Origin of the sequence: Sandarakinorhabdus sp. (assembly GCF_041689835.1) — a bacterium.
In the GTDB taxonomy this organism is placed as follows: Bacteria; Pseudomonadota; Alphaproteobacteria; order Sphingomonadales; family Sphingomonadaceae; genus Sandarakinorhabdus.
Genome location: NZ_JBDNFM010000202.1, coordinates 1 through 26119, shown reverse-complemented (window position 1 = coordinate 26119; position 26119 = coordinate 1). Strand labels below are relative to the sequence as shown.

The window sequence follows — 26119 nt, the reverse complement described above, 5'->3', positions numbered from 1 at the left end:
CCTGGGTGGCGGCGGGGTCAGGCGCGCTTGCGGGTGCGGGGCCGGTTGGCCGGGGCGCCGGGGGCGGGTTGCTTGGCGCCGCTCGGGGGCTTGTTCGCAGGGGTGGGCGCCCGCACGGGAATAGGGTGCATCAGCGCCGACAAGTGGGCGACGGTGTCGGGCCAGCTCCGGTGCACCGAGGTGTCGGCGCGTTGGGCGCGGTAGTCGTTTTCCTGGGTGATGATGAAGCCGTTGCTGACGCGGCGGACGTTGACGCTGTCCACGGGTGCGGCGGCGGCTGGGGCGATGGCGGCGGATGGGGGGTGGGCGGTGCCGAAGATCAGGCCGGTGCGCTTGAGCTTGATGGCCCCGGCAGCCGCGCCGAAACTCTCGCCGGGGATGTGGGGTGGTTTGGGCTTGGGCATGGACGGTGCTCCAGCGCGAAAGTGCGCTGGGGGAATTTACTCACGTCATGTGGAAATCGTCAACCGCTATTTTCACATAGTGTGCTTTTTGGGTGGCGGCACATAGTGCGATCCCTCATGGAGCTGCGACGGAGGGGGTTGCGGCGGCCAGGTTGGGGCGTCGTCAAGCAGGGGAGGAGCGTCGGGACGGGGTAGCTTCGGGGGTCTGCCGCGTTTGGGTGGCGTGGCGCTGATATCGCTGCGTTCGGACTGCTGGATGCGCGCGCCAATGTCGATTGGAAGCCGGCCTCGTGCGCCGAGAACGATGTAATCACTGCTGAGCTGCAAGTATTTGCACAGTCGGGCAAGGTTCACGATGTCAATTTTCGTGCGGCCATTCTCGTAACCGGAAATAGTGTTGTCGGCACAGCCCATGATCTCGGCCACGGCTTGTTGGCTGAGGTCATGGGCTTCACGCAGGCGGCGCAGGCGTAGACCTTGCGCGCGGGCTTCCATGCTGGCGGCGGTTCTGGGCATGGCCGCATGATCACGCCCTGGGGATAAAAATGCACTTAGTGTGATCCGGGGCTTGCGTATATCTACATAGTGTGAGTATTCTCCGCACATGTTATCCATATCAGACCTGATCGACCAACTCGGCGGCGCCACTAAACTGGCGGGAGAGATCGGGGTGCTGCCGTCGGCAGTGTCCAACTGGAAGCCGCGTGGCGCGGTTCCGGCCGAGCACCGCCTGACGGTTTGGCGGATGGCGAAAGTGGCCGGCCTCAACTGGAAGCCGGGCGGCGTTGATGACTGGGATTTGGTCGAGCGCCAGCCGGAGCAGGCGGCGTGAGGTCAGATATCGATCTCGCCGGGTTTCAGCCGTGGCCGGGCGCGCGGGCCTGGGGCGGGGCTTTGGGGTGGGGTGGCGCGGGTGGCGGTGCGGGCGACGGGGTAGTCCTGGCGCAGCGACTGCATCAGTCGGATCGCCTCGCTCATGCAGGGGATGGCTTGTCGCGCGTACCCTTGCGCCTTCTGGCTGGCGGCGGCGGCGAGGATGGCGCGGCGCGGGTCGGTGACCGAGGCCAGGCGCGCGCGGTCGAGGCGCAGCGCGAGCATGACGCGCAGTGCCTCGTCGCGCGACACGGCGTCGCAGCGATACGCCTCCATCAAGGCAAAATGGCGCAGGTAGAACGATTTCTCGGCGCCGTCGGCCCAGGGGTCGGCGGCGGCTGGGGATGGTTGCAGCGGCGGGCTGGTGGCGGTGTGCGGGGCGGCGCCGGGCGGCCCGGCGCAGGCAACCAGCGGCAGTATGGCGGCCAGTATCAGAAATCGACGGGGCATTGTGGTGTTCCTGTTGCTTGCGTGATCCCAGCATACCGGAGAATTGCCGCATGCGCGCTGGTTTAATGCTGTCCCTCGTATTCTGGGCCGGCCTCGCGCTGGTGGTGTGGTTGTGGTGATCCATCGCGGCGCAGCGTGGCGCCGGGTGCGGGTGGCTGTCATGGGAATCTATTTCGGGGAGCGTTCGGAATGACTGGTATCGCGTTGGACCAGGCGGCGCTGGCGGCGTTGAAAACGGCGGTCAAGCTGCTGCTGGCGGATGTGGGCGGCGGGGTGGCCGCGGCGTCGGCGTGCCGGGTGGGGCCGCCGCAGCTGTCGGACTACGCCAACCGGGAGCATCCCGACCGGGGGATGCCGATTGATGTGGTGGCGGCGCTTGAGGCGGTCGGCGGGCAGCCGCGCGTGACCGCGGCACTGGCGGCGCTGGCGGGCTATGCGCTGCGGCCGGTGACCCCGATTGCAGTGGGTGATGTGCCGGCGCTGCTGGCGCGCGTCGGCGAGGCGGCTGGCGGGGTGTTCGCCGAGGCCGCGCGCGCGTTGGCCGACGGGCGGATCAGCGCAGGCGAGCGGCCGGGGTTGCTGCACAAGTTGCGCGAGCTGGAGCGCGCGGCGGCGGTGGCGATCAGCGCGCTGCATGGGGAGGCGAAGTGATGGCGGTTGAGATGCGCCTGACGCTCGACGTGTCGCCGGCGCTGGTTGATCTAGTGAGCCGGTTGATTGCGGCGGGGGCGCGTAGTGTTGGCGGGGGTGGTAATGTGGAAGTGCCCCCGTCCTCAAGCAAAGGAGGAACGGGTGATGTAACAGTTCAAGAGAAATTCAAACCGTTGGCCCCGGCAGTCGGGGTACAGGCGGCCGGTGCGTTAAACCTGGCATCGGCCGTCGATATCGTTTCTGGTGCGGTGGCACTCAATTCCAATCTGCGGCAGGGGGTGTTTGAGCACCCGACTTGCGCGGGGGCGCCCGGCCCCTCGCCTGCCGCTGATGCCGGGCCGTTGCCGCAGGTGCCGCCCGCTCCCCCGGGTGCAGCGCCTGCGGCGACGAGGGCGGTGAAGCGCACGAAAGGCCCTGGTGGCGTCTTGTCGGCCGGTGGGTGGCGCACGGAGGCGCGGCGCGCGCTGTTGCTGGACGCCTGGCCGGCGGGTGTTCCCAGGCCCGAGATCGTCGCGGCGATGGACGCGCTGCCTGGGCCGGCGGTGGTGGCGACGGCGGTTAGCGTCTGGGCCGCGAACTTGGGGTTGCAGCGCACGCCGGAGTATTTGAGGGGGTTGGCGGCGGCGAAGAAACGGCCGCGCGAGAGCCGGCAGCCGGCGGCGGTGGCGGCGAGCAACCAGGAGCGTGGGGTGGAGGCGGCGCGGGCACGCAGTGTGGTGGAGGCGGCGCCGGTGGTTGTCGCCGAGCCGGTGGCGTCGGTGGTGGTGCCGCTGCGTGCGCCGTCCCTGCCGCCGATCTCTGCCAACGGGAAAATCTATGCGGTGTTCGAGCAGATCAAGGCATGGGCAGCGTTCAACGGGGTGACCTACGACGGCCGCAATCTGGACCTCATCAATAAATTCCGGTCGGGCTTTCGCTTGGCGCCTTTGGTGCAAACCGAGGGCCCGGCGGCATGAGCGGGTTGGTGGTCAGTGGCGACCCGATGCGCGACCGGGTGCGGGCGGAGCGGGTGATGCGGATGCTGGGTGAGGTGCCCGCCGGGGCGGCGTTGCCCTCGCTGCCGGTATTCGCTCAGCAGGCGGGCATGACCCGGGGCGCTAGCCGGGCGGAGGCGTTGCACCGTCTGTATGCGGTGCTGGAGGCCCTGGCCGCGGCGGGGCGGTTGCGGTGGCACTCCGGTCAATGCGCGCAGCGTGCCACCGCGTGGCTGGTAGTGCTGGTGGACAGCGGGCGGCGGCTGCACAGCGCCGGGGTGCCGCAGCATTGGTTCGATATTCGGGGGGTTCGGTGATGGCGGACGTGGAATGGACGGATGATCTGGTAGCGAAATTACGCACGCTGTGGGCGTCGGGGATGCCGGTGGCACAAATCGGCCGTGAGATGAAAATCTCCAAGAACGCCGTGGCCGGCAAGGTACATCGGCTGGATTTGCCGGGGCGGCCGAGCCCGATCAAAGGGGGTGGGCGGAACCCGCGCAAGTCGCGGGTGCTGGCGTTGCCGCACGGGAAGGCGAGGGGGGGGTATGGCGGGGGCGCGGGTAGCGCGCTGCGCGGGGATACGTTGGGGCCGCTGGCGGCGCTGGCGGGAAATAAGCTGGCGGCGGTGCGCGAGACGGTGTGCGCGGCGATGCCGGCGCCTGCGGCCGTGGCGGTGGTGTTGCGCGGTAAATCGGAGGCGTGCCGCTGGCCGATCGGTGAGCCGGGCGCTAAGGATTTCCGCTTTTGTGAGGCGGCGGGGCGTCCGGGCAGCAGCTATTGCGCGGGGCACCACGCGATCGCCTGGGTGACGGTGCGGCCGCGCAGTGAGGCGGAGCACGCGGCGGATTTTGTGCGGGCGGCGCATGCGCGCAGGCGCCATATGGTGGGTGCATGAGCGCGCTGCCGGGGCCGCTCGAAATCGCGGTGGCGGCACAGGACGTGCGCGAGGGGGTGGCGGGCTTGCCGATGGAGGATCAGGTGGCGGTGCTGCTGGCGGTGCTGGTCGGCACCGGCGCTCGGGTCCAGCCGCAGGATCAGCGGCTGTTCATCGCGCTGGTGGAGGAGGTGCTGCGCGAGAAACTGTCGGGGGTGGCGCCTTGAACGGGCCGGTCACTGGCCTGTCGTTGCGGATGCCGCCGACGAATATCCAGGCGGAGCAGGCGTTGCTGGGCGCGTTGCTGGCCAACAACAAAGCCTACGACCAGATGTCGGGTTTCCTGCGGCCGGAGCATTTCGCCGACCCGATCCACGGGCGGATTTACGAGGTGGCGGCGCGGCGGATTGACAGCGGGCGCCTGGTCGATGCGGTGGCGTTGAAAGGCGAGTTTGAGCACGACGGGGTGCTGGATGAGGTGGGCGGGGTGGCCTATCTCGCGCAGCTGCTGGCCGCGATGGTGGGGATTATTAACGCTGGGGAATATGCCCGCGCGGTGCGCGATTGCTGGCATCGGCGGGAGATGATCGCCATCGGCGAGGATCTGATTGCCCGGTCGTTTGCGCCCGGGGAGTCGCCGGCGGGCGAGATACACGAGGCGGCGGAGGAGGCGCTGGCGGCGCTGGCCGACGGGCAGGAGGGGGAGGCGGCGCCGGTGCCGGCGCACGAGGCGATGCGCCAGGCGATCACCGCCGCGTGGGAGGCGCGTGACGTGCCCGGCGGGCTGGTGGGGCTCAGCACCGGGTTGCGCGATCTGGACGATATCACCGGCGGGCTGCGCGCCGGTGAAATGATTGTGATCGGCGCCCGCCCGAGTATGGGCAAGTCGACCCTGGCGCTGGCGATTGCCACCGGGGCGGCGCAGGCGGGCGGGCGGGTGCTGTTCGTCACGATGGAGATGAGTGCCGCCGACCTGGGGGCGCAGATGGCGGCTGGGTTGACGCCGATTTCGCGCGATCTGACGACGCGCGGGAAGTTGCGCTACCAGGATGAGGCGACGGGGCAATTCCGCTGGCGCCCGGTGCAACAATGGGAAATAGACGCCATGGTGGCCGCACAGCGGGCCATGGCGGATCGGCGGCTGCTGCTGCTGGAATTGCGGATGCGCACGATACAGGCGCTACGCGGGCAGGTGCGGCGGATGAAACGGCGCGGCGGGCTTGACCTGGTGGTGGTGGACTACCTCGGCCTGATGACGGTGCCGGAGCTGGCGCGGGCCGGCAACCGAACGATGGAGGTCGGTCGGCTGTCGGCGGGGCTCAAAGGGATGGCGCAGGATTTCGGGCTGCCGGTGGTGGTGCTGAGCCAATTGAGCCGTGCAGGGGAGAGGCGCGAGGTGAAGCGTCCGGTTCTGGATGATTTGCGGGAATCGGGGGATATCGAGCAAGACGCCGATGTTGTGATATTGCTTCACCGCGATGAATATTACTTGCATCGTAAGAAAATCGAGCGCGGCGAGAAGGACAGCGGAGAGGATTGGGCCAACAGGCAATCGCACCACAACGAGGCGGTGAAAGCCGCGGCGGGCCAGGCGTCGCTGTATATCGATAAAAACCGCAAGGGCCGCATCGGTGAGGTGCGGCTGGCGTTTGGCAATGACACGACGTGGTTTGGCGATTTGCCGGAGGGGGGCGGGTGACTGTCACGGTGATGCAGGGGGATTGCCGCGCTGTTCTGCCGACGCTGGCCGCCGGATCAGTCCAGTGCTGTGTGACCTCGCCGCCGTACTTCGGCCTGCGCGACTACGGCGTTGCCGGGCAGATCGGGCTTGAACCCACGCCGGATGAATACGTGGCCGAGATGGTGGCCGTGTTCAAACAAGTGAAACGTGTGCTGCGGGACGATGGCACGTTGTGGTTGAATATCGGTGATTCGTACGCGAACATCGGCCACGCCAAAGGAAACAGAGGGGCCGGCAAGGCGTCGGCCGGTGTCAGGAAATCTGAGGGCGGCTACGAGAAAAGCGGCGGCGACGCCAAACACAAAGACCTCCTCGGCATTCCCTACATCCTGGCGCTCGCCCTGCGCGCCGATGGTTGGTATTGGCGCGACTTGATCGTGTGGGCCAAGCCGAACGGCATGCCTGGAAGCCAAGAGGATCGTTGCACATCATCGCACGAGACCATTCTTTTTATGAGCAAATCGGAGCGTTATTACAGCGATTTCGACGCTATCAAGACACCGCCGCGGGAAAGCTCGTTGGTCCGGCTGGCGCAGGATGTGCAGGCGCAAGCGGGGTCGCATCGGGGTAACGGTGGGGCCAAGGGTAACGGGCCGATGAAGGCGGTTCCGGTGCGCACTGACAAGCAGCGTGGGCATAGTCGCCGGCACGCTGGCTTTAACGAGAGGTGGGACGCAAAGAGCAAGGTCGAACAATCGTCGTCGCCAGCGATGATGCGCAATGTGTGGTTCGTGGCGACGGCGAGTTCCGGTGCGGCTCATTTCGCGGTCATGCCCGATGAGATCGCGCGGCGGTGCATTTTAGCTGGCAGCCAACCAGGTGACACAGTCCTGGACCCATTCGGTGGCGCTGGCACTACGGGGCTGGTCGCGGATCGCCTCGGCCGCAGTGCGACGTTGATCGAACTGAATGCGGGGTATCGGACGATGGCGGTTGAGCGGATCGCCGCCGACGCGCCGCTGCTATCGGTGGTGGGATGATGACCTCCGCCGTGGCGACGGGCGCTGATCTTGTCGCAAAATTGCGTAGTGATTGCGCCGCGGCTGGCGGGCAAGGGGTTGTGATGGACCCGTTTGCCATCTCAGGCCCGGCAATTATCAGCGTGAGCGGCGGGCGCACCAGCGGCTACATGCTGCGGCGCGTGCTTGATGCCCACGGTGGCGCGCTACCGGCGGGAGTGCACGCCGTGTTTGCCAACACCGGCCGGGAAATGCCGGCGACGCTGGATTTCGTGCATGCGATGCAAACCCAATGGGCCGTGCCGATCGTTTGGATAGAGTTCACCGCGCGGCGCAAGGACGGCTATCGCATCGTCAACCACAACAGCGCCAGCAGGGCCGGCGAGCCGTTTGCCGCGCTGCTGGCGGCGCAGTCTGGCCTGCCAAATCCGGTGCAACGCTCATGCACCACGGAAATGAAAATCCGCACGATCAAGCGGTGGGTGATAGGCGATCTCGAATGGTCGCATTGGTCCAACGTGGTTGGCCTTCGGGCCGATGAGCCGGCGCGGGTGGAGCGCACCAAGCAGCCGCGCCGGGACCGCTGGACTGTGGCCACGCCGCTTGCCGACGCCGGAGTGACCGCGCGGGACGTGGCGGAGTTTTGGCGCGCGCAGCCCTTCGATCTTGCTTTGGCTGGCAGGTGGGAAGGCAACTGCGACGGCTGTTTCCTGAAATCCCGCGCCGCCATCCTGCGGATGCATGCTGACCATCCCGAGCGGATGGCGTGGTGGGCGAAAATGGAAGCCATTCCGCGCGGGGTAGCGGGGCGCGGTCGCACCTTTCGTGCCGACCGCGAACCCTACGGCGTGATGGCTGATCTGGTGCGCGATATGCCTCGGCTGCGGTTTGACGAGACGATGATCGAAGGCGGGCAAGAGTGCGGCGGTGGGTGCGGCGTATGACCGCCGCGGTGGCGACGGGCGCTGGTCTGGTCGCAAAATTGCGTAGTGATTGCGCCGCGGCTGGCGGGCAGGGGCTGTGGGCTGCGGCGCATGGGTTCTCGCCGCAATACGTGTGCGACGTGCTGCGCGGTCGGCGGGACGTAAGTGAAAAAATGGCCAATGCGCTGGGATTTTTACGGGAGGTTCGGTTTATGCCGTTTTCTGTTGGGAGGGTTGGATGAAGGGCGTGGAATCGACGGTAAGTGACGGGACTACCAGGTTTACAATCGGCGCGGCTGCCATCCCCTTGCTGCGGGAGGCAGCACGTCGGCTCCGAGGCGCCGAGCAGCAGGCTGCGTCGGCTCGGTCGGCGGAGGCGGCGCAGGCGGCGGCGTCGCGCGAGCGCCAGGCGGCGGCGGCTGAGCCGGGTATGATCTCGGCGGAGCGGCTGCGGTCGCTGGTGGAGCGCATCGAGCGCCTGGAGGAAGAGCGCAAGACGCTGGGTTCGGACATCAAGGATATTTTCGGCCAGGCGAAGTCGGCTGGGTTCGACGAGAAGGTGCTGCGACAGTTGATCCGGTTGCGCAAGCAGGACCCGGCCGATGTGGAGCTGCACGAGGCGTTGCTCGACACCTATCGGCGGGCGTTGGGGATGTAGCTCCGGCGCGGCCGGGGGTGGATGCGTGGTTGTTCTAGGGGGCAGAGATGGCGCGGCGGTGTGATTGTTCGGTGGTTCTGGAGGCGTTCGAGGGCGACCCGCGGTTGACGGGGTTGTCGCTGGCGGTGCGGGCGCTGTGGCTGGTGCTGGTGCGGCGCATGCAGCGCATTGGCGAGGTGGCGCTGGTGTATGGTTCGGTGGTGCCTGATGCGGCGGAGGTTGCGCGTTTGGTTCCGGTTTCGGTAACCGAACTGGAAACCTATTTGGAACCGCTGTTGGCGCGCGGTTTGCTGGTGCTCCGGGCGGATGGGGCGTTGGCGTGCCCGCTGCTGGAAGCGCGGCGGTCGCGGTCGGAAACGGCCAGGATCAATGGGTTAAAGGGGGGTAGGCCGCGCAAGGATGGGTCTCCGCCGCAGCAGCGGGCGATGATGTTGCCGATCGTGGGGGGGGCTGCTCGGAAACCCACGGAACCTTGGGTTTCGCCAGCTAAGCTAAGCTCTTCCTTCTCTGAGGAAGAAGAAGCCAAGCAAGCAGCTGCGCGGGCGGAAACCCAAATGCGGGTGGTTACGCCGGAGGATGTGCAGGCGGTGGGGGTGGAGGCGGCGGAGCTGGCCGGGCTCGATCCGGCGCGGGGTGGGTGGGAGTATCAGCCGGTGCGGGGGTGGTTGCAGGCGGGGGCCGGCCGGGCACTGGTGTGCGAGGTGATCGGCAGGGCGATGGCGCGTCCGAACACGCCGGCGCCGCGGGGGCTGGGGTATTTCACCCCGGCGATACTGGCGGCGGTGGCGGCGCGGCCAGTGGCGGCGGCGGTGGTGGCGGTCGATCCGGGGCTGGAGGCGGCGGATGCGTTCAACGCGCGGTGCGATGCCTGGCATGCAGGGCATCGCGTAGGGGAGCCGCCGATCCGGCAGCGGGTTGCGGCATGAACGGGAAACAGGTTGACATGGTCATGGGTGACGGCGTAACGGTGACGACGCGCGCTCCCGGTGCTTGGCACCCGGAGTGCGGTAGCCATCCCGACGATGCAGGTCTATTCAGTTCCCCAACGAAAAATGGTGGGGCGCGGCCTGGGTCTGGCCCGAAGCGTCAGCCTCCGCCGAGTGTGCGGGTGGGCCCTGCGGTGGATGGGGCGCGGTGGTATTGCGTCGCGGTGCATCAGCGGCGCGAGGCGGATGTGGCGGCGCGGCTGATGGACCTGGGGTTCGTCGCGGTGGCGCCGGAATTCATGGATATTTTGCCGGCCAAGCCTGCGCGCAAATTGCCGGTGCGTGAGGTGCTGCGGGCGGCGTTCCCGGGGTATATTCTCGTGGAGTTCGATCTGGGTGATCCTGATTGGCGGCGTATCGCGTCGCAGCGTGGGGTGCGGCAGGTGATGGGTGCGGCGCCGGAGCGGCCGTCGGCGGTGCTGCCGGTGCAGGCGGCCTGGATGCTGGCGCAGTTCGGGCCGGAAGGTGTGCAAAGGCGGTCAACGCTGGCGGCGCAGGTGGTGGCGGAACCGATCGCCGAAGGGGTGTTGGTGCGCGTGTCGGCTGGGCCGCTGCAAGGTAAGCTTGGTCGGGTGGTGACGTCCAATGGTCGCGCGGTGGTGTTGGTCATCGCCGGGCGGCGGGTGAAGATGGCGCAGGTTGGTGTGGTGATCGCGGGTCCCTCCTAGCTGCCCCTGTATACCGTCCGTCAAGGGCGTTTGAAAATGCTAGTGCGTTCCATTTAGAATGCTGAACACCATGAACACCCTGAGCAATAATGTTGAGGATGGTCTGACGCAGCGCGCTGCATCCACTCTGCTCGGGATTTCCGTGGGCACCGTCAACCGCCGAGTGCGTGACGGTGACATCGCACTACTGCCCAACGGCCGCATCGATCCCGCGTCGCTCACCCCGAGTCTTCCCAGCGCCCCGCGCAACGTCGTAGGCCGTACCGCCTCCCAAGCCCGCGCCGAGCGGGACCATATCGCTGCACGTATGGCAGCTCTCGACTACGCCCAGCGCGTCGGCCAGCTCACTGCCACCGCGGAAGTCGATGCGGAGCAAATGACGATCGCCCGCGGTTTTCGAGATACTCTCCTCTCCCTCCCCGCGCAGATCGCCCCCGGCCTGATCAATATGCCCGACCCGCGGCAGATCGAGGCCACCCTGCGCCGCCACATCAATCAATTCCTCGTCGGGCAGGCTGCCGCCCTCCATGATAAGTCCCCTCCCCCCTGAAATCGCGGCCGACCTCACTTCCGTAGCCGACATTGTTCGGGCCGCGTGGGCGCGCGGACTAGAGCCCGACACCGAACGCACCGTCGACGCCTGGGCTGACGAAAAAAGAAAAGTAGCCGCCGAATCTGGCAGCCCGTTCCCGGGTCAGTGGATCACCGATCGCGTGCCATTTGGCCGTGCGATCATGCAGGCGATGTCCCTATCCCACCCCTGCCGCAGGGTCACCGTTGCCAAATCAGCCCAAACCTCCGGCAGTGAGTGTGGCCTAAACCTCCTCGGCCAGATCATGGCCGAAACCCCCTGCGCCGTCCTCGTCATGCTCCCGACCGTGAAGGAAGGCGCCGACTACAACCGCCTCAAACTGCAACCGATGATCGACGCCACCCCAGCGGTGGCCGCCCGCGTGCGTCGGGTCGTCAGCCGCGATGAAACGGGTTCCACGACCACGTTCAAGGCGTTCCGCGGCGGTTACCTGCAAATCGTCGGCGCCAATTCCTCAGCCAACCTCCAAATGCGCACCGCCCGCGTCCTCCTCAACGAAGAAATCAGCGAGTTTCCTTTCGACGTTGACGGCCGCGGCGACCCGTTATTGCTGGCGGAGGAGCGTCTGCAAGGCAACACCGGCCGCGAAAAAATCATCGATATTTCCACGCCCGCTCTGGAGGGTACCTGCCGCGTCACGAAACTCTACGCGCGCAGCTCCCGCGGCCGGTATATGGTCCCATGCCCGCACTGCCACATCGGTCAGGCGCTGGAATTCAAGAATCTCCGCTGGAAACTAGGCGACGATCCCGCCGAACACAGCGCCGAATACGCCTGCGCCTCGTGCGGTGTGCTGATCGCCGGCCACCACAAACCGGCAATGATTGCCGCCGGAACCTGGGTCCACGAACGGCCCGAACTTCTGGAGCTGCACGTCGGCTTTCACATCAACGCGCTCTACAGCCCGTTTTTGACATGGCTCGATGTCGCCAAGAAATACGAGACCGCTCGCGACGCCGGCAGCCTTAAGGTTTTCACCCAGCAACAACTCGGCCTGCCCTTCAAGGAAGAAGGCGAGGCGCCAGACCACGCGCGCCTCCACGCCACCCGCGAGCGCGATCGCCCGCTTAAACAAATCCCCCCTCAGGCCCTCTGGATCACCGGCGCCGCCGACGTGCAGGGTGATCGCATCGAGTGGGATGTCTACGCCTGGGGTCCAGGGCTCACCGCCTGGTTGATTGACACGGGCATCATCATCGGCCAGCCGACCGATGAGGCCCCGTGGCGCCAGCTCAGCGAAGTGGCCGACCGTCGCTACACTGATGCGCGTGGCCGCACCTGGCCGATCGATGCATTTGGGTGCGACTCCGGCTATCAGAGTCAGGCAGTGTACCGCTGGGCTTCTGCCGACCCCGCCCCGACCGGCCGACGCTTCGCCCTCGACGGCCGCGGCGGTCTGACCCTGCCCGCCCTGGGCACGCCGAAAAAAATCGATATTGACTGGGAAGGGCAGAAAGTCGGCGCAATCCTGCTATGGCCAGTCGGAACGCATAGCCTCAAGCTAGATCATTACGCCGCAATTCGTCGCACCGTGAAGCCTCTTGCCGCCGACGGCAGTGTGCCCCGTGGCCTGCTGCATCTCCCCGGCGTGGTCGATGAGGAATACTGCCGCCAGCTCACCGCCGAATTCTTCCACCAGCCCGCCAAGGGAAAATCGGAATGGCGCGTCATCACTGGCACCCGCAACGAACGCCTCGACACCGCCGTCTATGCTCGCGCCCTGGCGCATCATCTTACCGACCACCTCACCCCGGTGCAGTGGCAAAGCGTCGCCGCCGCCCGGGCGATCGACCTGGCCGCCAGCCAAGCCGACCTCTCCGCCTATTGGTCGGATCGGTTCGGCACCAGTGAACGCCGGCCAGTGCCCGCACCTGCTGCACCCGCCGTTGAGACATCGCTTCCCCAGCCCGTCATGCCCCCGCCTGCGCGGATCGTTCTCCAGCCCCGGTCATATTGGTAGCAATGGCATTCACCCAAACCGATCGCGATACCCTGGCTGGCAACATCGCAACCGGCGTGCTCAGCGCCCGGTTCAGCGATGGCCGCGAGGTGCGGTATCAGGACGTTAACGGCATGATCAAAGCCCTGGCCTTGATCGACGGGGAACTGTCCGCCGCCTCGCCCACCTCCACGCCCCGTTTTTCCTTCGCCACTTTCCCGCGCTGGTAGCCCCGTGCTTGAAGCGCTGATCAAATCGATTTCGCCACAATGGGCCGTTCATCGGGCAATCGCGCGCGCTCATCTGGCGCACGTCCAAGCCTATGAGGCCGGCCGAACCGATCGCCGCACCGCCGGCATTCGCGCGCCCGACACCGGCGCCAACGCGCAGATCGGCCCGTTCATCCGCCGTCTGCGCAGCCGTGCGCGGGGCTTGGTGCGCGATAACCCGTATGCCAATCGCATCGTGCGCATTCAGGCAGCGCAACAAATCGGCTACGGCATTACCCCCCGTAGCACCACAGGCGACAAGGCGGTTGACGCGGCGGTCATGGCGCTGTGGAACGACTGGGCCGCGCGCTGCGACGTGAATGGGCAGTTGGATTTCTACGGTCAGCAAGCCCTCGCCGCCCGCGCCCGGGTGGAGGGTGGCGAGGTGCTCGTGCGCCTGCGCCGCCTCACCGCCGCCGCCGCCCGCGCGCGTCGCCTGCCCGTGCCGCTCCTGGTGGAGGTGGTCGAGGCCGACTTTCTTGATGACAGCCGCACCGAATTTCTGGCCAACCGGGCGCGCATGGTCCACGGCGTGGAATTCGACGCCGACGGCCAGCGCGTCGCCTATCACCTGCTCGCCAGCCATCCCGGCGAAAACCTCGCGTCCAACACCACCACCGCAACCCAGCGCGTACCAGCGCGCGACGTGCTGCACATCTACCGGATCGACCGGCCCGGCCAGGTGCGCGGCGTGTCAGATTTTGCGCCGGTCCTGCTGCGGATCAACGCCCTCGACGGCTACGAAGACGCCGCCCTGGAAAAAGCCCGTATTGAGGCGTGCCTGACCGCATTCGTCACCGCCAGCGCCGACCCCGCCAGCGGCCCGCTGGGGTCCCTGTCGCAAGACACCACCGCCGCGAGCGCACCCCGCACGGTGTCCTTCGGCTCTGGGATGATCAACTATCTGCGCCCCGGTGAGGCGGTGGAAACCGTGGCCCCAACCGGCGCCGGCCAGTTCGAACCGTTCGCCTTGCATAACCTCATGGCGATCGCCGCCGGTGCCGGGGTTACCTACGATCAGGCCACCGGGGATCTGCGACAGGCCAATTACTCCAGCCTGCGCGCCGGCAAAATTGAATACCGGCGGTCGTTGGAACAGGACCAATGGCACATGTGGGTGCCGCGGCTCTGCCAGCCGGTGTGGGATGCTTTCGTAGACCAGGCGGTCATGTCCGGCGCGCTGCCGGAACGTGCCGGCGGTTACCCGGTCAAATGGTCGCCGCCGCCGATGGATATGGTCGACCCCTCACGCGAAATTCCCGCCCTGATCACCGCCATGCGTAGCGGCCTCACCACGCCGCAACAGGCCATCGGCGAGCGCGGATGGGACTGGCGCGACACCCTGGAGCAATACGCCGAATTCAACGCGGCTTTGGATGCTGCAAAAATCGTCCTGGACAGTGACCCTCGCCACACCGCCGCGTCCGGTGTCGTTCAGGCTCCGCCAGATGCCTCCACGCCCCCGTCCGCCGCCTCGCCGCAGGAGCCATAATGGACCCGATTGTCGAAACCCTCGCCAGCGACGTGGCCAGTGCCGGCGTGCTGGCCACCGCACCAGGTCGCGTCGCAGTGCGCGTCGATGCCGCCAGCAACACCGCTGAATTGTATCTCAGCGGCGAGGTCGGCTTCGATATCACCGCCGTCGGCGTACTCGCCGCCCTGCGCCAGGTGCCGCCCTCGGCCAGCATCGTGGTGCGCATCAACTCCGGCGGCGGCTCGGCGTTCGAGGGTATCGCCATCTTCAACGCGCTGCGCCGCGCGCCGCAGTCAAAAACCGTGGTGGTTGAGGCCCTGGCGGCCTCGGCAGCGTCCCTCATCGCGATGGCTGGCGATCGCATCGAGATGCCGTCAAATAGCTTTCTGATGATCCACCGCGCCTGGGCGATGGCGATCGGCAACCGCACCGTCATGGATGAAATGCGCGCCCTGCTCGACCGTGTCGATGGCGTCATGGCCGAAACCTACATGCAGCGGACAAAGCAAGGCGCCGCCCAGATCATCGAAGCCATGGACAAGGAGACGTGGTTTTCCGCCGCGGAGGCAGTCGCGTTCGGCCTGGCAGATGCGGTCCATGAGCCGATGGCCGTCGCTGCCAGTTTCGACCCCGCCCGCTTCAAGAATGTGCCGGCGCCTCTGCTGGCCATGGTGGCCGGTCTGGGTGTCTCGACCGTGCCCGCCGTCGTGCCTTTCAATCCCCCCGCGGCCTCCGCCGCCTTACAGGAGCTACAGATGCCCGATCCGGTCATCGTCCCGGCGGTCGCACCCGCGCCCGTCATCGCCGCCCTCGTCGTGCCGCCGGTTGCATCGGTACACGACCTCCAATCCCTCGCCACCCGTGCCCGCCTGCCTGCGGAATGGGTGGTCGCCCAGCAGATCGCCGGCGCATCCATCGAAGCCGCCCGCGATGCGGCGCTGGAGGCGGTGGCCAGCGCCCGCGCGGCCCCCACGATCACGATCACCCGCGATGAGGGCGACACCGCCCGCGCGGCCGTGGGTGCTGCGTTCGATTGGCTGTTCGCGCGCCGCACGCCGTTCCCCGCAATCGCGGCCGAGCGCGATATCGGCACCCGCCCGATGGACATTGCGCGCGCCTGCGTGGAGTTGGCCGGTGGGCAAACCCGTGGCAAGCAGCCATCCGACATCGCCCGCGCCGCCATGAACCTCGGCGGCCACGCCATCAAGGGCATGGCGACGACCTCTGACTTTCCCGGCCTGCTCGGCACCAACGTGTCCAAGCGTCTCCTCGGTGCGTACGAGAACGCCAGCGAGGCGCGCAACTTCCTGCGCTTCTGCTTCGAACGCCGCGTGCCCGACTTCAAGACGGTCCGCACCGTTGAAATCGGCATGGCCCCGGCCCTGCTCGCGGTGCCCGAGGGCGCCGAGGTGCGCATGGGCGTCATGGGCGAGGCCAGCCAGACCTACACCCTCGTCACCTACGGTCGCCGCCAGGTGCTGTCGTATCAAGCCCTGGTGAACGACGACCTCGGGGCATTCGACCGCCTGCCCAGCGCCTGGGCCAATGCCGCCGCCAATCTGGAGGCATCAATCGTCTGGGGCCTGTTCAACGCCAACGCCGCCCTGGCCGACACCATCGCGTGGTTCCACGCCTCGCACGCCAACACTGCCGCCGGGACCATGACGGTGGCCAGTCTCGGCGCCGGGCGCGCTGGCATTCGGGCGCAAACCGACGCGACCGGCCAGCGGCTCCTCGTCACTCCGAACGTCATCATCGTGCCGCCGCAGTTGGAAACCGACGCCCGGGCGCTGCTCGCCCCGCAGGTGGTGCCCGCCAGCCTCGCGACCACCGCGGTCAATCCGTGGCTGGGCGCATTCGGCGAGCCGGTGGTCGGCCATTTCCTCACCGACGTGAACGATTATTACGTCTCGGTCGGCGCCGGCAGCGGGTATGAGCCGGTCGAGGTGGCCTATCTCGACGGGTCCGACGCTCCGATGGTCGATGCCTTCACCTCCGATGAGGTGCTCGGGGTCACCACGCGCTGCGTGCACAACTTCGCCGCCGCCGCGGTCACCCACCGCACCATCTATCGTCTCACCGCCTAATACCCCCACGAGGCAGCTTCCGGCCGGGCGCATGCGCGTCAAGCCGGGGCGCCGAACCCTGAAGGAACACCCACGTGGCGACAAACATCACCCAAACGGGCACCATTATTACCTTTCCCATGCCGTACGACCGCATCAGCGGCGAGGGCGTCCTGGTCGGCGCTGCATTCGGTGTCTGCCTCACCAGTGCGCTGAGCGGCGCCAACTGCGCCGTCGAAACGCAATGCGTCGCCACGCTGCCAAAACTGGCAGGTGCTATCTGGGCGGTCGGCGCCCGGCTATTCTGGGATGATACCCTGCGGCAGTGCGACACCACCAACACCTCCGATTTCTGCATCGGCGTCGCCGCCGCCGCTGCCGCTTCGGGCGATGTGACGGGTTCGGTGTTCGTCACCGGCGGCCGGCCGATCCCGTCCGGCACCTAAACCCAGCCCATGACCATCTTCGGCACCGCGCTGGCCAGCCTGCACGCCGACGCCAATATGGCCGAGGTGTGCAGCTATAGGCGGCCTCCCGAGGTTCCGATTGCCCCTGCTCCGCGCATCATCCGCACCACGCCCACCGATCTTGTTGGCGGGCTGGGTGATGCGGTGGGGGCGCGGGCGGAAGGCATCTTTGTGTCGATCCGCGCATCCGACCTGCCGTGGTCCCCGGAGAGAAATGACCAAGTAACACTCAACGGCATTATTTACGCTGTTGTGGAAATCAAGCCGGATACACTTGGTCTATCTTTTGAGCTTACTCTGGTCGAATACTGATTAAGCCCAACAACAGGAGCCTTCGATGCGCGTGATGATCAACACCGATAGCCTCATTGCCGGGGTTTTGCACAGGTCTGGCACCACTCTCGACGTGTCGCCCGACATGGCGAACGCCATCGTCGGCACGGGCCGCGGCATGCACATCACCGAGGATGTGGCTGCCCCCGCTCCCGCACGCGACCTCACCGACGTTGCCGACCACGAATAGGCCACCCGATGCCAAGTTCGGTGCGCGAGGCCGCGATTGCCGCCATTTTTGCCCGCCTCACGACGGAACTGGCGGGCGTCGTGGTGGAGCGCGTGCGGCGATCGCCCATCGATGTCACCCGCGAATCTCTGCCGCGCGCGGTCGTCACCGCCGGCGATATCGACGCCGACGCCACCCGCGAACCGATGCAGACCCACTACACCCTGAATTTCACCGTGGCAGCCTATGTCGATGCGGTTGACGACCTGGCGCTGGACCGGGCGTTGAGCGACCTGCATGCGCGCATTGTCGCCGCCCTGGTGGGCTGGCAGCCGGCCACCCTCGGCCTGGGCGAGGTGGCCGAGGGCGGTGCGGGTTTCGAGCCATTCCCCGCCGGCAGCAGCAAGGCTCCTGCCGGCGAGATGCTGGCCAGCTTCAGCATCTTGGCGATCGCGCCAACCGGCGCCCCCTACCTCTAGCCGCCGCCCCTTCTTTTGTCCCGTGAGAGGACTCCCGCATGTCAACCGCACTTGTCCGCGACCGCTTCGCGCTGTTTGCATTCCGTATCGAGGCCACCCCGGGCGTGGACCCTATCGCCGGCTCGCCGATCGCCAGCGATTTCCAGCCCGGCGAAGGCGACTTTGAGTACAACCCGACAATCATCGCCAACCCGGAACACACTGGCACGTTGGATCGTGCGCCGGGCATTCCGGGCGGGTTGCGCCCGCGCATCAAGCTGCGGGTGGCGTTGCGCGGCAGTGGTGTTGCGGCCACGCCCCCGGATTTCTCCCCGCTGCTGCAATGCTGCGCCATGGCGCTGACAACCACCGCCGCCGCCGTGGGCGTGCCCACGGCGGCCACAGCGGGCACGATCAGCACCGCCACGGCCGCTGCGCCGTTCGTCGCCACCGCCAACGCCTATGTCGGAATGCCGCTCAGCGTCACCGGCGACCAGGTGTTCAACACGGGTATCATCTCATACTCGGCGGCGCGGCTGATCGGGATGGGGGAAGTCCGCGCGGCGGCCCTCACCACATCATCGATGTTGCAAGTCCCCATCAACCACCGTTACGCCCCAACGTCGGATGAGTCGGTCTACAAAACCGGCGTATTCTACGTCTATAAAGACGGCTACCGCTGGGTATTCACCGGCTGCGTGGGAACCTGGTCGCTGGAAATGAACACGGGCGGCATGTGCTTCATCAATTTCGACTTCACGGGCCAGTTGGCCTCGGTTGCGTTGGCGGCCCTGCCAAGCGGCTTGGGTAACCTCACCATCCGGCCGGTGGCGGCGACCTTCATCGCGGGCAAAAGCCGTCTTAATCTCGCCGTCGCGCGCGTCCGCCGCCTGATGTTCGATGCCGGCGTGGAAACCACGCTCCCCGACAATCCCGAGGCGGCGCAGGGTTACGATCCCGGCGTGCCAATCGCCCGCGCGATGGGGGGCTCGATGGACCCGTTGATGGATACCGCAGGCGGGACCTCGATTACCGACGCATTCCGAACCGGCACCAACGTGCCGATCATGGCGATGGTCGGCAGCACCGTGGGCAATCGTTTTGTGGTCGTCGCCCCCGCCGCGCGGCTGGTCGATGTGCGCCACCCCGCCCGCGACGGGTTGCTCGGGAACGAAATCAAGTTCGCCTGCGACGGGCCCGACGCAGGCCTTTACCTGTGTGCGTTTTGAGCGGTTCCATGGACCCGGTGTTCACCCGTATGGCAGTCGAGCGGTTCACCCCGCCCGGCTGCCCGCGCGCCTACGACCTCGCGCCGCTGACTTTCCGCGAGCGCCAGGCGTTCAACGCCGATATGGCGCGCGACGGCGGAATGTACCCATCGCGTGCGCAGTTGCTCGACGCAATGCGCCGCGTGGTGCGCGAACTCGCGCCGTCCAATGCCGAGCCGGTCATCGATATTATCGACGCGGCCGAGGCCGACCCCGACGGCAACGACCGCGCGGTGCAGGAGCAGATCAGCGAACTCGAATTCCGCATTGCCGAGCAGCCGGCCTATGCCAACCTGGTGGCAGCCCGCGTGCATTACGCTGGCATGCTGCCATTCATCGCCGCGCGCCACGCCCTGCGCGGCTGGGAGGGGCCGAGCCTGCCGCCATTCGTCCGCATTCGCGGCCTGGTGCCCGACGCCGTGCTGGAGCTTCTGCCGCACGCCGAGTTGCGTGCTATCGGCGAGCGCGCCGCCGAACTGATGCGGGTCGGGCCGAGTGCGGAGGGAAACTCCGCACCGCCCTCGCCCTAGCCCGCGATCACCTGCTCTGTTCCGGCGGCCTTATGCCGCCGGAAGGGCTCAAGTGGTCGGTCGCGGGCCAGGAGTGGGCGGAGAACCCCCGCTTTATCTTGCCGGCCGTCTGGTCGGAATTCGTGCGGATGTGGGGTGCCTGTCGGGCCGGAATGGGTGGCGTCGCCACCTGGCCCGATGCAGGCGGGCTGAACGACCAAGCCGCATGGATTGTCGATGCCTTCGCCCGGCTGGCGAATATCGACGCGGCGCTGGATCGCGCCGCACGGCCGTAATGAAACTGCTGGCGCCGATGGCTGAAAGGGCAATGATGTTCCGCGTGGAAGGAAAATTTGCCGACCAGATCGCCGCCGTGGAACTGCGCGTGGCAGCGGCACTGCGTGCAGCGGTCACGCGCACGGCTTTGTCCGCTCAGTCGAATTTTCGCCGCCAGGCCCGGGCCGCTGGCTTCGTCACCGGCGGTCGTGCGATTGCCAACGCCTGGCGGATGGAGAGCTACCCGGCGTCGGGGCGCGGTCTGCGCACCTGGCGGCCGGCGGCCATGGTGTGGTCCAAGGTGCCGTTTCTTGTCGATCTGTTCGACAAGGGGGCGGTGATTCAAGGGCCGATGGGCAAGTATCTGGCGGTTCCCACGGCGATCAACCGCCGGCCGGGGCGCCGGTTCGCCGGTGGCATCAAGCCGGTGCGCGTCTCGGCAAAGGAAATGGTCAGTTCCCGGCGAGCATTCGTGCTGCCGGTCAAGGGCAACAGCAGCATGGCGTTGTGGTGCCTGCGGCTTGAGGCACGCACCAGCAAAGCCGGACGAATTACGTTGCTTGCCGCCAGCGCCAGAATTCTGACCAGCCGTGCCAAAGGTGGCCTGGAGCAGCGGCGCGCAATTGCCAAACAGGGCTTCGCCCCGATGTTCATCTTGCTCAAGCGGGTGACCTTGCGCAAACGGCTTGACTTCGCCGCCGTCGCCAAGGAGGCGCGCGCGCGCCTGCTCAGCACGGTACGCCAGGAGTTGGCCCGATGAGCGGCACCCAGGATCGGGTTTCCCTGCGCATCGGCGTCGAGGATATCGACGCCGCGCGCGCCAAGTTCGAAACGCTCGGCAGGGTCGGCGATGCCGCCATGCGGCGTATTTCCGATGCGGGTCAGAAAGCCGTCAGCACCTTCGCCGGTGTCAATACGGCGTTGAGCGGCGATGGCCTGCGCGACCGTGCGGCCGATATCACGGCGTACGGCGGCGAACTGGACCGGCTCCGTGGCAAGTTCGACCCGGTGTTCGCCGCCAGTAAACGCTACGAATCTTCTTTGAATGAAATTAACGCGGCGGAGCGCGTCGGCGCGATCAATGCCGGCATCGCGTCCACCGCGCGCGATCGCCTCAACGCCGAATATGCCGCAGGCGTGGCACCGATGCAGCGGGTCAGCCAGGCTGCCACCGCCATGGCCGCGCCGATTGCCGTCGTGGGCGACCACACCCGGCAAACCGCCTTTCAGATGCGCGCGCTGGCGCAGCAAATGCCGGATGTGGTCCAGGGCCTGCTGACCGGCCAATCGGCCTTTCAAATACTGGTGCAACAGGGCGGCCAGGTGGTGCAGGTCACCGGCGGCGTGGGTTCGGCGTTCCGCACGCTGGTGGGCTACATGGGCGGCCCCTATGTCGCCGCCAGCTTGGCGGCTGGCGCCGCGCTCGCGGCCCTCACCGCGCGTTCTGCAGGACTGATCAACGAGCAACGCCAACTCGGCGTGGCGCTGCGCGGTGTCGGCAAAGACGCCGATGTCAGCGCCGCCCAGGTGCAGGGCTACATGCGCGCGCTGGAGGCGCAGGGCATCAGCCGTGCCGACGCCCGCGCCACCGTCACCGGCCTCGTTCGCACGCCGGGCGCCAGCGCCAGCGACATTGCGCGCGCATCGAGCGTGGCGCCCGACCTCGCCGCCGCCACCGGCCAGGACCTCGCCACGGCCAGCAAAACAGCGATGGGTCTACTCACCGGCGGCTATGAGGCGGTGAAGAAACTTGACGACGAAATCGGCTTTCTGACGTCCACCCAACGCGCCGCCATTCGGACCATGTTGGAACATGGGCAAAAAGCCCAGGCGGCAACAGCAATCTTCGGCGCCTTGGATAAACAGATCGGTGGGCTCAACAAAGAGTCAATGACGCCGTTGGTCGACGCCATGAAGGACGCCCGCAATGGGTGGGACGGCTTCATGGATGCAATAGCCAATTCCCGGCCGATCATGTCGGCGGTGAGCCTGTTCGGCCAGTCCGTGCAGGGCCTCAGCATGATGATCAGCGGGCCGGTTGCACGCCCGCCGTTGCTCGCCGGTGACGCCGAGGAAGACCAGGCCGCGGCATTATTCGCGCGTCGCGCGGTGTTGCAGCAGCGCCATGCTGATGTGTCGCTCGACCCCTCGTCCAGCCTGCGACGCACTGGGCTGCCAGCTTTGGAAGCGCAGATAGGTATCTTGACCGGCGACATCGATCGGTTGCGCGGTGAACGCGACACACGGCGCATTCCGATCACGCCCGCCGGAGGGGTCAGCGTCCCCATCGGCGGGGAGCGGGGTGTTTTGACGCCGGGGCAGGCGCAAGGGGTGGCTGTCGCAAATGACGATCGCCAACGCAAGCTGGTCGATGACCTCACGCTGTCGTATACGCAACAATCGCGCGTCCTGGCCGCGTCGCTGCCGGAACGGGTGCGCGTGCGCGCGGAAATTGCCGCCGAGAATGAAGCCCGCGAGAAAGGTATCCATGGCCTCGCCGCTGAGGAACTGAAGCGCCGTCGGGTGGCCGAGGCGAGGGCGACGGAAACCGACGCGCGCGGCCAGGAGATGGCGGCGATCACGCGCGAGGGCCAGGCGGCCATGAGCCTGGTGGCGGCCGCGCAGCAAGGCAGCGCCGCCATGCTGCGCAGCAAGGCGGCGGCCGAGGCCCATGCTCAGGCCGCGACACAAACCGGCGTGGCCGAGGGGGCGCTGGCCGCCGCGATCCTGAACCGCAACGCCGCCCAGGAAGCTGCCAAGGGCGCCGAAACGATCGTTGCGCTCAATGCGCAGAACGCCGCCGTCACGCGCCTGATCGCAGCGGAACAGGCGGGCGCGCGCGCCGCTTATTATGCCGACATTGAAACCAAAGTGATCGACGCGACCCGCGCGTTGCAGGCGCAGCGCGAAGTTGCCACCGACCCCGGCATTCAACAGGCGCTGCAAGCAGAAATCGACCTCATCGGCGAGCGTATCCGCCGCCAGGAGGAATTGAACACCACCCTGGCACAAACCCGCCGGATGACCGCCAACGACAACGAGCTGGCCGATCTGCGCGACCAGAACGAATTGGTCGGCGCGTCGGTGCAGCTCAGGGACCGCGAGCTGGCCCAGCGCCGCGCCATCCGCCAGTTGCAGCGCGAGGGCGCCGACCCGGCAAACCTCACGGCGGCCGAGCAATCCTTGGTGAGCCAGGCCGGCCAAATCGCCGACGCCAATTCCGGCCTGCGCCAGCAGCGCGGCCTCTATGAGTCAATCGGCGATGCGGCCTCGCAAGCGGCCTCCACCGTTGGCAATGCGCTGACGCAGCAGCTTGTTGCGGGCGAGGGTGCTGCGATCCGCTGGGGCAACATCTGGCGCGGCGTGTTTTCGGCCGTTGCAACCGAGGGGGCAAAACTCGCGCTGATCAACCCATTGTCCAACGCCGTGTTGGGTACCGAGCGGCCGTCGCTGTTCTCGGCAAGCGGGCTGTCCGGTGGCGGCGGATTTGGGCTCGGCGACCTGGCCGGCGTGTCCGGTCTGCTGCCTGAGGGTGGCTTGTCGGGAATGCTGGGCCTCAGCGGCGGCCTCGGCGGCTTGCTGGGTGGCACCGCAATTGCTGGCTGGGGCACGTCGACCAGCGCGGCGCTGGGCGCGATGGGGGGGGCGTACGGGCCGGCGTCACTGGCGCAACTCAATGCCGTTGGTGGTGGCGGCTTGATGGGTGGTGCCGGCGCAACATTCGGCTCGCTGCTCGGCGGGGTCGGCGCGGGTTTTGGCGCGGGGATGCTGCTGAATAACCTGTTGGGTGGCAATCAACTGGGCGGAACGATCGGCTCCGGCGGAGGCGCTCTCGCGGGCGCGCTGATCGGCAGCATCGTGCCGGGCATTGGCACTCTGATCGGCGGCCTGCTCGGTGGCGCGGCCGGCGGCGGTCTCGGTGGCCTGATCGGCCCGGGCGAGAGCGTCAAGGGCTACGGGTTCCGGCTGCAATCGGCCGGCCGAGGGCCTGATGCGGCGCCGACCGATCTCATGGCGGACAGCCTGCTGCCAATCTCCCGCTCGGCCTACAACGCCAGCGGCGATGCGCAATTCAAACAAGCCGACGCGCTGGTCGCCGGTGTCAATGCCTATCTGGCGCAGCGGGGACTGCAAGTGGGTGGGGTTTCGATTGTCGGTGGCAACAAAAACGGCGCTGACTATTCATGGGCCGATGCCGGTAGTCTTTCGGAAGCCTTCACCCGGCTGCGCTTCACCTCCAAGGATGAAGCCGGCCTGTCGGGCGCGTTGGGCGGAAAGGTCTTTGACGACCCGGCCAAGCTACAAGCCTTTGTTGAGGGCTTCTACCAGGTCCAGACCGCGATCACCGATCTGACCGACACGGCAGACCAGAAATTGGCGAAAACCCTTGATGCCATCGGTAAGCAATTCGACGCCCTGGGCGTCCAGGCTCGCGCATACGGCCTATCGGAAACCGGGCTGGCCGACGCGCGCGAAAAAGCAATGAAAGCCGCGCGCGACGCAAACGCCCCGGCCGTCACCGCCGTCAACAGCACGGTCGGCACCAACCTGTTGCGCGACCTCGCCTTCGGCCAGGGGTCGGTGTTGGCGCCGGAACAGCAGTATTTCGCCGCCGTCTCCACCCTCAATAGTGCCCGCGGCACGCTCAATGCCGGCGGCTCGCTCGATGACTACACCGCCACCGCGCGCCAGGTGCTGCCGGTGGCGCGCGACTTCCTCGGCGTGACCGAACGCTACGCCGCCTTGGTGGCCGAGGTTGCCGGCGTGGTCACCGGCAAGGGCGGCGATGCGGCCGGCCTCGGCGCGCTACTGCAAGCCCAGACCGATGGCAGCGACGCGCTGCGCGAGACCTTTGCGCGCTACGGCTCGCAACAGGTGGAGGTTGCCACCGCCACGCTCGGCGAGCTGCGCCGCCTGGCCGCCTCGCTCGAAGCCCTGATCGCCCGCCGCGTCGCCTGATCCACCCGCCCCGGAGGACCCGCCGTGCCCATTCTCGCGCTACGCACCCAGCAGGCGACCAACACGACCGGCACCGGAACGGTTACGCTCAACGCCGCGCCGGCCGGCCGTCGCTCGTTCCAAGCCGGCTTTGGTGGCGCGGCGATCCGGGTCGGCTATGTCATTTCCACCACCACCAGCTTTGAAATCGGCTTTGGCGACTTCGATGGCGGCTCGCCCGGCACCCTCAGCCGCGTGACCGTTCTGGCCTCGTCAAACGCCGGCAATCTGGTCAGCCTGCCGGCCGGCACTGCCGATGTTTTCCCGTTCCTCGACCCGTCGCAGCGCGGCCTGGTCACCGGCACTGGTGCGATCACCCTTACGCTGGCCGATGTCGGAAATATGGTGATCTGGTCCGGCAGTGTGGCCAATACCGTGGCGCTGGCCGCAATCGCCACGGTACCGCCGGGGCAGGGTAACCTGATCACCAACAGCGGCACCGGTGTCCTGACGATCGATCCGAACGCGGCAGAGCAGATCAACGGCGCCTCGACCTTGGTGCTGCTGCCCAGCGAGTCGGCTGACTGCTATCGCAGCGGCGCGGCCTGGGTGGCGGTGGTCTCCACCCCGCTGGGGGGGTTTCGGCGTATGGCCCGGTTTACTGCGGGCGGAACCTGGACGATCCTTGCGCCGATCGCCAAGGGCCGGTGCTGGGCCGGTGGCGGCGGCGGCGGCGGCAACGGCACCGCCGGTGCCGCCGGTGGCGGCGGCGGTGCCGGTTACGCCGAGGATATCCTGACGGGGCTCACCGTCGGCGGCACGCTTTCAATAACGGTCGGCGCGGCCGGCACCGCCGGCGCCAACACCGCCACCGCCGCATCGAACAACGGCGGCAGCGGCGGCACCAGCTCCATCGGCGCGTTGCTTTCCGCGACCGGCGGCGCCGGCGGCGGCGGTGCGGCGAGTTCGGCCGGCGCTTCCGGCGCTGGCGGTATCGGCACCGGGGGTAGTGGAAATGCGATCCTGGCTGCGGGAGCGTCCGCTTCGGCGGGGTCTGCGGCTGGTGCGGGAGCGATCGGCGGAATCGGCGGCGGCGGTGCAATGGGCGGTGCTGGCGGTGGCACGAGCACCGGTGCGGCCAATGCCGGCGCCTTCCCCGGCGGTGGCGGCGGCGGCGGTGCGGGCACCAACCCCGGC

30 protein-coding genes are annotated in these 26119 nt (G+C 67.4%); 27 read left to right on the top strand and 3 right to left on the bottom strand.

The window, feature by feature from the left end:
* Positions 1-17 precede the first annotated feature (17 nt).
* Together ACESL8_RS10870 and ACESL8_RS10865 are read right to left on the bottom strand one after the other, a co-directional pair.
* Positions 18-404 (bottom strand): hypothetical protein, encoded by a 387-nt coding sequence (locus tag ACESL8_RS10870; protein WP_372918713.1) that lies wholly within the window; start codon positions 402-404, stop codon positions 18-20.
* 72 nt (positions 405-476) lie between these two features.
* Entirely contained in the window at positions 477-920 is a 444-nt protein-coding gene (locus tag ACESL8_RS10865) for a helix-turn-helix domain-containing protein (protein WP_372918711.1), read from the bottom strand.
* A gap of 88 nt (positions 921-1008) precedes the next feature.
* Here ACESL8_RS10865 and ACESL8_RS10860 point away from each other — a divergent pair, with 88 nt between their 5' ends.
* Positions 1009-1236, top strand: a complete 228-nt coding sequence (locus tag ACESL8_RS10860; RefSeq protein WP_372918709.1) for a carph-isopro domain-containing protein — start codon at positions 1009-1011, stop codon at positions 1234-1236.
* Positions 1237-1238: 2 nt separating this feature from the next.
* Here ACESL8_RS10860 and ACESL8_RS10855 read toward each other — a convergent pair whose 3' ends face one another.
* Positions 1239-1727 (bottom strand): hypothetical protein, encoded by a 489-nt coding sequence (locus ACESL8_RS10855; protein WP_372918707.1) that lies wholly within the window; start codon positions 1725-1727, stop codon positions 1239-1241.
* Between the two features lie 189 nt (positions 1728-1916).
* Between ACESL8_RS10855 and ACESL8_RS10850 the strand changes: the two genes are divergently transcribed.
* From ACESL8_RS10850 to ACESL8_RS10725, 26 genes are all read left to right on the top strand, one after another.
* A complete protein-coding gene (locus ACESL8_RS10850; RefSeq protein ID WP_372918705.1) occupies positions 1917-2378 on the top strand; it encodes a hypothetical protein in 462 nt (153 codons plus the stop codon).
* The gene (locus ACESL8_RS10845; RefSeq protein ID WP_372918703.1) at positions 2378-3334 is read left to right on the top strand and encodes a hypothetical protein; all 957 of its coding nucleotides are present in this window, start codon (positions 2378-2380) and stop codon (positions 3332-3334) included. Before ACESL8_RS10850 ends, ACESL8_RS10845 begins: the two co-directional genes overlap by 1 nt.
* Positions 3331-3669: a hypothetical protein gene (locus tag ACESL8_RS10840; RefSeq protein WP_372918701.1), complete on the top strand. Its 339-nt coding sequence runs from the start codon at positions 3331-3333 to the stop codon at positions 3667-3669. The genes ACESL8_RS10845 and ACESL8_RS10840 overlap by 4 nt, the downstream gene beginning before the upstream one ends.
* On the top strand, positions 3669-4250 hold the full coding sequence (locus ACESL8_RS10835) for a GcrA family cell cycle regulator (RefSeq protein ID WP_372918776.1): 582 nt from the start codon (positions 3669-3671) through the stop codon (positions 4248-4250). Before ACESL8_RS10840 ends, ACESL8_RS10835 begins: the two co-directional genes overlap by 1 nt.
* Positions 4247-4456: a hypothetical protein gene (locus ACESL8_RS10830; protein WP_372918699.1), complete on the top strand. Its 210-nt coding sequence runs from the start codon at positions 4247-4249 to the stop codon at positions 4454-4456. Before ACESL8_RS10835 ends, ACESL8_RS10830 begins: the two co-directional genes overlap by 4 nt.
* The gene (locus ACESL8_RS10825) at positions 4453-5928 is read left to right on the top strand and encodes a DnaB-like helicase C-terminal domain-containing protein (RefSeq protein ID WP_372918697.1); all 1476 of its coding nucleotides are present in this window, start codon (positions 4453-4455) and stop codon (positions 5926-5928) included. The genes ACESL8_RS10830 and ACESL8_RS10825 overlap by 4 nt, the downstream gene beginning before the upstream one ends.
* Positions 5925-6950, top strand: coding sequence for a site-specific DNA-methyltransferase (locus ACESL8_RS10820; protein WP_372918695.1), 1026 nt, complete (start codon positions 5925-5927; stop codon positions 6948-6950). Before ACESL8_RS10825 ends, ACESL8_RS10820 begins: the two co-directional genes overlap by 4 nt.
* Before the next feature lie 83 nt (positions 6951-7033).
* On the top strand, positions 7034-7873 hold the full coding sequence (locus ACESL8_RS10815; RefSeq protein ID WP_372918693.1) for a Nin-like protein: 840 nt from the start codon (positions 7034-7036) through the stop codon (positions 7871-7873).
* Positions 7874-8282: 409 nt separating this feature from the next.
* Positions 8283-8510, top strand: a complete 228-nt coding sequence (locus ACESL8_RS10810) for a DUF2312 domain-containing protein (RefSeq protein WP_372918773.1) — start codon at positions 8283-8285, stop codon at positions 8508-8510.
* 47 nt (positions 8511-8557) lie between these two features.
* Positions 8558-9436: a hypothetical protein gene (locus tag ACESL8_RS10805; RefSeq protein WP_372918691.1), complete on the top strand. Its 879-nt coding sequence runs from the start codon at positions 8558-8560 to the stop codon at positions 9434-9436.
* Positions 9433-10164, top strand: a complete 732-nt coding sequence (locus tag ACESL8_RS10800; RefSeq protein WP_372918689.1) for a transcription termination/antitermination protein NusG — start codon at positions 9433-9435, stop codon at positions 10162-10164. Before ACESL8_RS10805 ends, ACESL8_RS10800 begins: the two co-directional genes overlap by 4 nt.
* Before the next feature lie 58 nt (positions 10165-10222).
* On the top strand, positions 10223-10714 hold the full coding sequence (locus tag ACESL8_RS10795; protein ID WP_372918687.1) for a hypothetical protein: 492 nt from the start codon (positions 10223-10225) through the stop codon (positions 10712-10714).
* Positions 10692-12716, top strand: a complete 2025-nt coding sequence (locus ACESL8_RS10790) for a phage terminase large subunit family protein (protein WP_372918685.1) — start codon at positions 10692-10694, stop codon at positions 12714-12716. Before ACESL8_RS10795 ends, ACESL8_RS10790 begins: the two co-directional genes overlap by 23 nt.
* A 2-nt stretch (positions 12717-12718) precedes the next feature.
* On the top strand, positions 12719-12925 hold the full coding sequence (locus tag ACESL8_RS10785; RefSeq protein ID WP_372918683.1) for a phage head-tail joining protein: 207 nt from the start codon (positions 12719-12721) through the stop codon (positions 12923-12925).
* Positions 12926-12929: 4 nt separating this feature from the next.
* The gene (locus tag ACESL8_RS10780) at positions 12930-14456 is read left to right on the top strand and encodes a phage portal protein (protein WP_372918681.1); all 1527 of its coding nucleotides are present in this window, start codon (positions 12930-12932) and stop codon (positions 14454-14456) included.
* Entirely contained in the window at positions 14456-16525 is a 2070-nt protein-coding gene (locus ACESL8_RS10775) for a head maturation protease, ClpP-related (protein ID WP_372918679.1), read from the top strand. Before ACESL8_RS10780 ends, ACESL8_RS10775 begins: the two co-directional genes overlap by 1 nt.
* Before the next feature lie 74 nt (positions 16526-16599).
* Positions 16600-16950 carry a DUF2190 family protein gene (locus tag ACESL8_RS10770; protein ID WP_372918677.1) on the top strand — a complete coding sequence of 117 codons (351 nt, stop codon included), beginning with the start codon at positions 16600-16602 and terminating at the stop codon, positions 16948-16950.
* A gap of 9 nt (positions 16951-16959) precedes the next feature.
* Entirely contained in the window at positions 16960-17283 is a 324-nt protein-coding gene (locus ACESL8_RS10765; protein ID WP_372918675.1) for a hypothetical protein, read from the top strand.
* Between the two features lie 25 nt (positions 17284-17308).
* Complete coding sequence (locus ACESL8_RS10760) at positions 17309-17494, top strand: hypothetical protein (protein WP_372918673.1); 186 nt, start codon at positions 17309-17311, stop codon at positions 17492-17494.
* An 8-nt stretch (positions 17495-17502) separates the two neighbouring features.
* Positions 17503-17952 carry a hypothetical protein gene (locus ACESL8_RS10755; RefSeq protein WP_372918671.1) on the top strand — a complete coding sequence of 150 codons (450 nt, stop codon included), beginning with the start codon at positions 17503-17505 and terminating at the stop codon, positions 17950-17952.
* Positions 17953-17990: 38 nt separating this feature from the next.
* Positions 17991-19160 (top strand): hypothetical protein, encoded by a 1170-nt coding sequence (locus tag ACESL8_RS10750; RefSeq protein ID WP_372918669.1) that lies wholly within the window; start codon positions 17991-17993, stop codon positions 19158-19160.
* A gap of 8 nt (positions 19161-19168) precedes the next feature.
* Positions 19169-19729, top strand: a complete 561-nt coding sequence (locus ACESL8_RS10745) for a hypothetical protein (protein WP_372918667.1) — start codon at positions 19169-19171, stop codon at positions 19727-19729.
* Positions 19730-19761: 32 nt separating this feature from the next.
* The gene (locus ACESL8_RS10740) at positions 19762-20004 is read left to right on the top strand and encodes a hypothetical protein (protein WP_372918665.1); all 243 of its coding nucleotides are present in this window, start codon (positions 19762-19764) and stop codon (positions 20002-20004) included.
* The gene (locus ACESL8_RS10735) at positions 20004-20744 is read left to right on the top strand and encodes a DUF6441 family protein (RefSeq protein WP_372918663.1); all 741 of its coding nucleotides are present in this window, start codon (positions 20004-20006) and stop codon (positions 20742-20744) included. The genes ACESL8_RS10740 and ACESL8_RS10735 overlap by 1 nt, the downstream gene beginning before the upstream one ends.
* Positions 20741-24943 (top strand): phage tail length tape measure family protein, encoded by a 4203-nt coding sequence (locus ACESL8_RS10730; RefSeq protein ID WP_372918660.1) that lies wholly within the window; start codon positions 20741-20743, stop codon positions 24941-24943. The genes ACESL8_RS10735 and ACESL8_RS10730 overlap by 4 nt, the downstream gene beginning before the upstream one ends.
* Before the next feature lie 24 nt (positions 24944-24967).
* Positions 24968-26119 (top strand): hypothetical protein (locus ACESL8_RS10725; protein ID WP_372918658.1); only part of this gene is annotated, 1152 nt, incomplete at its 3' end.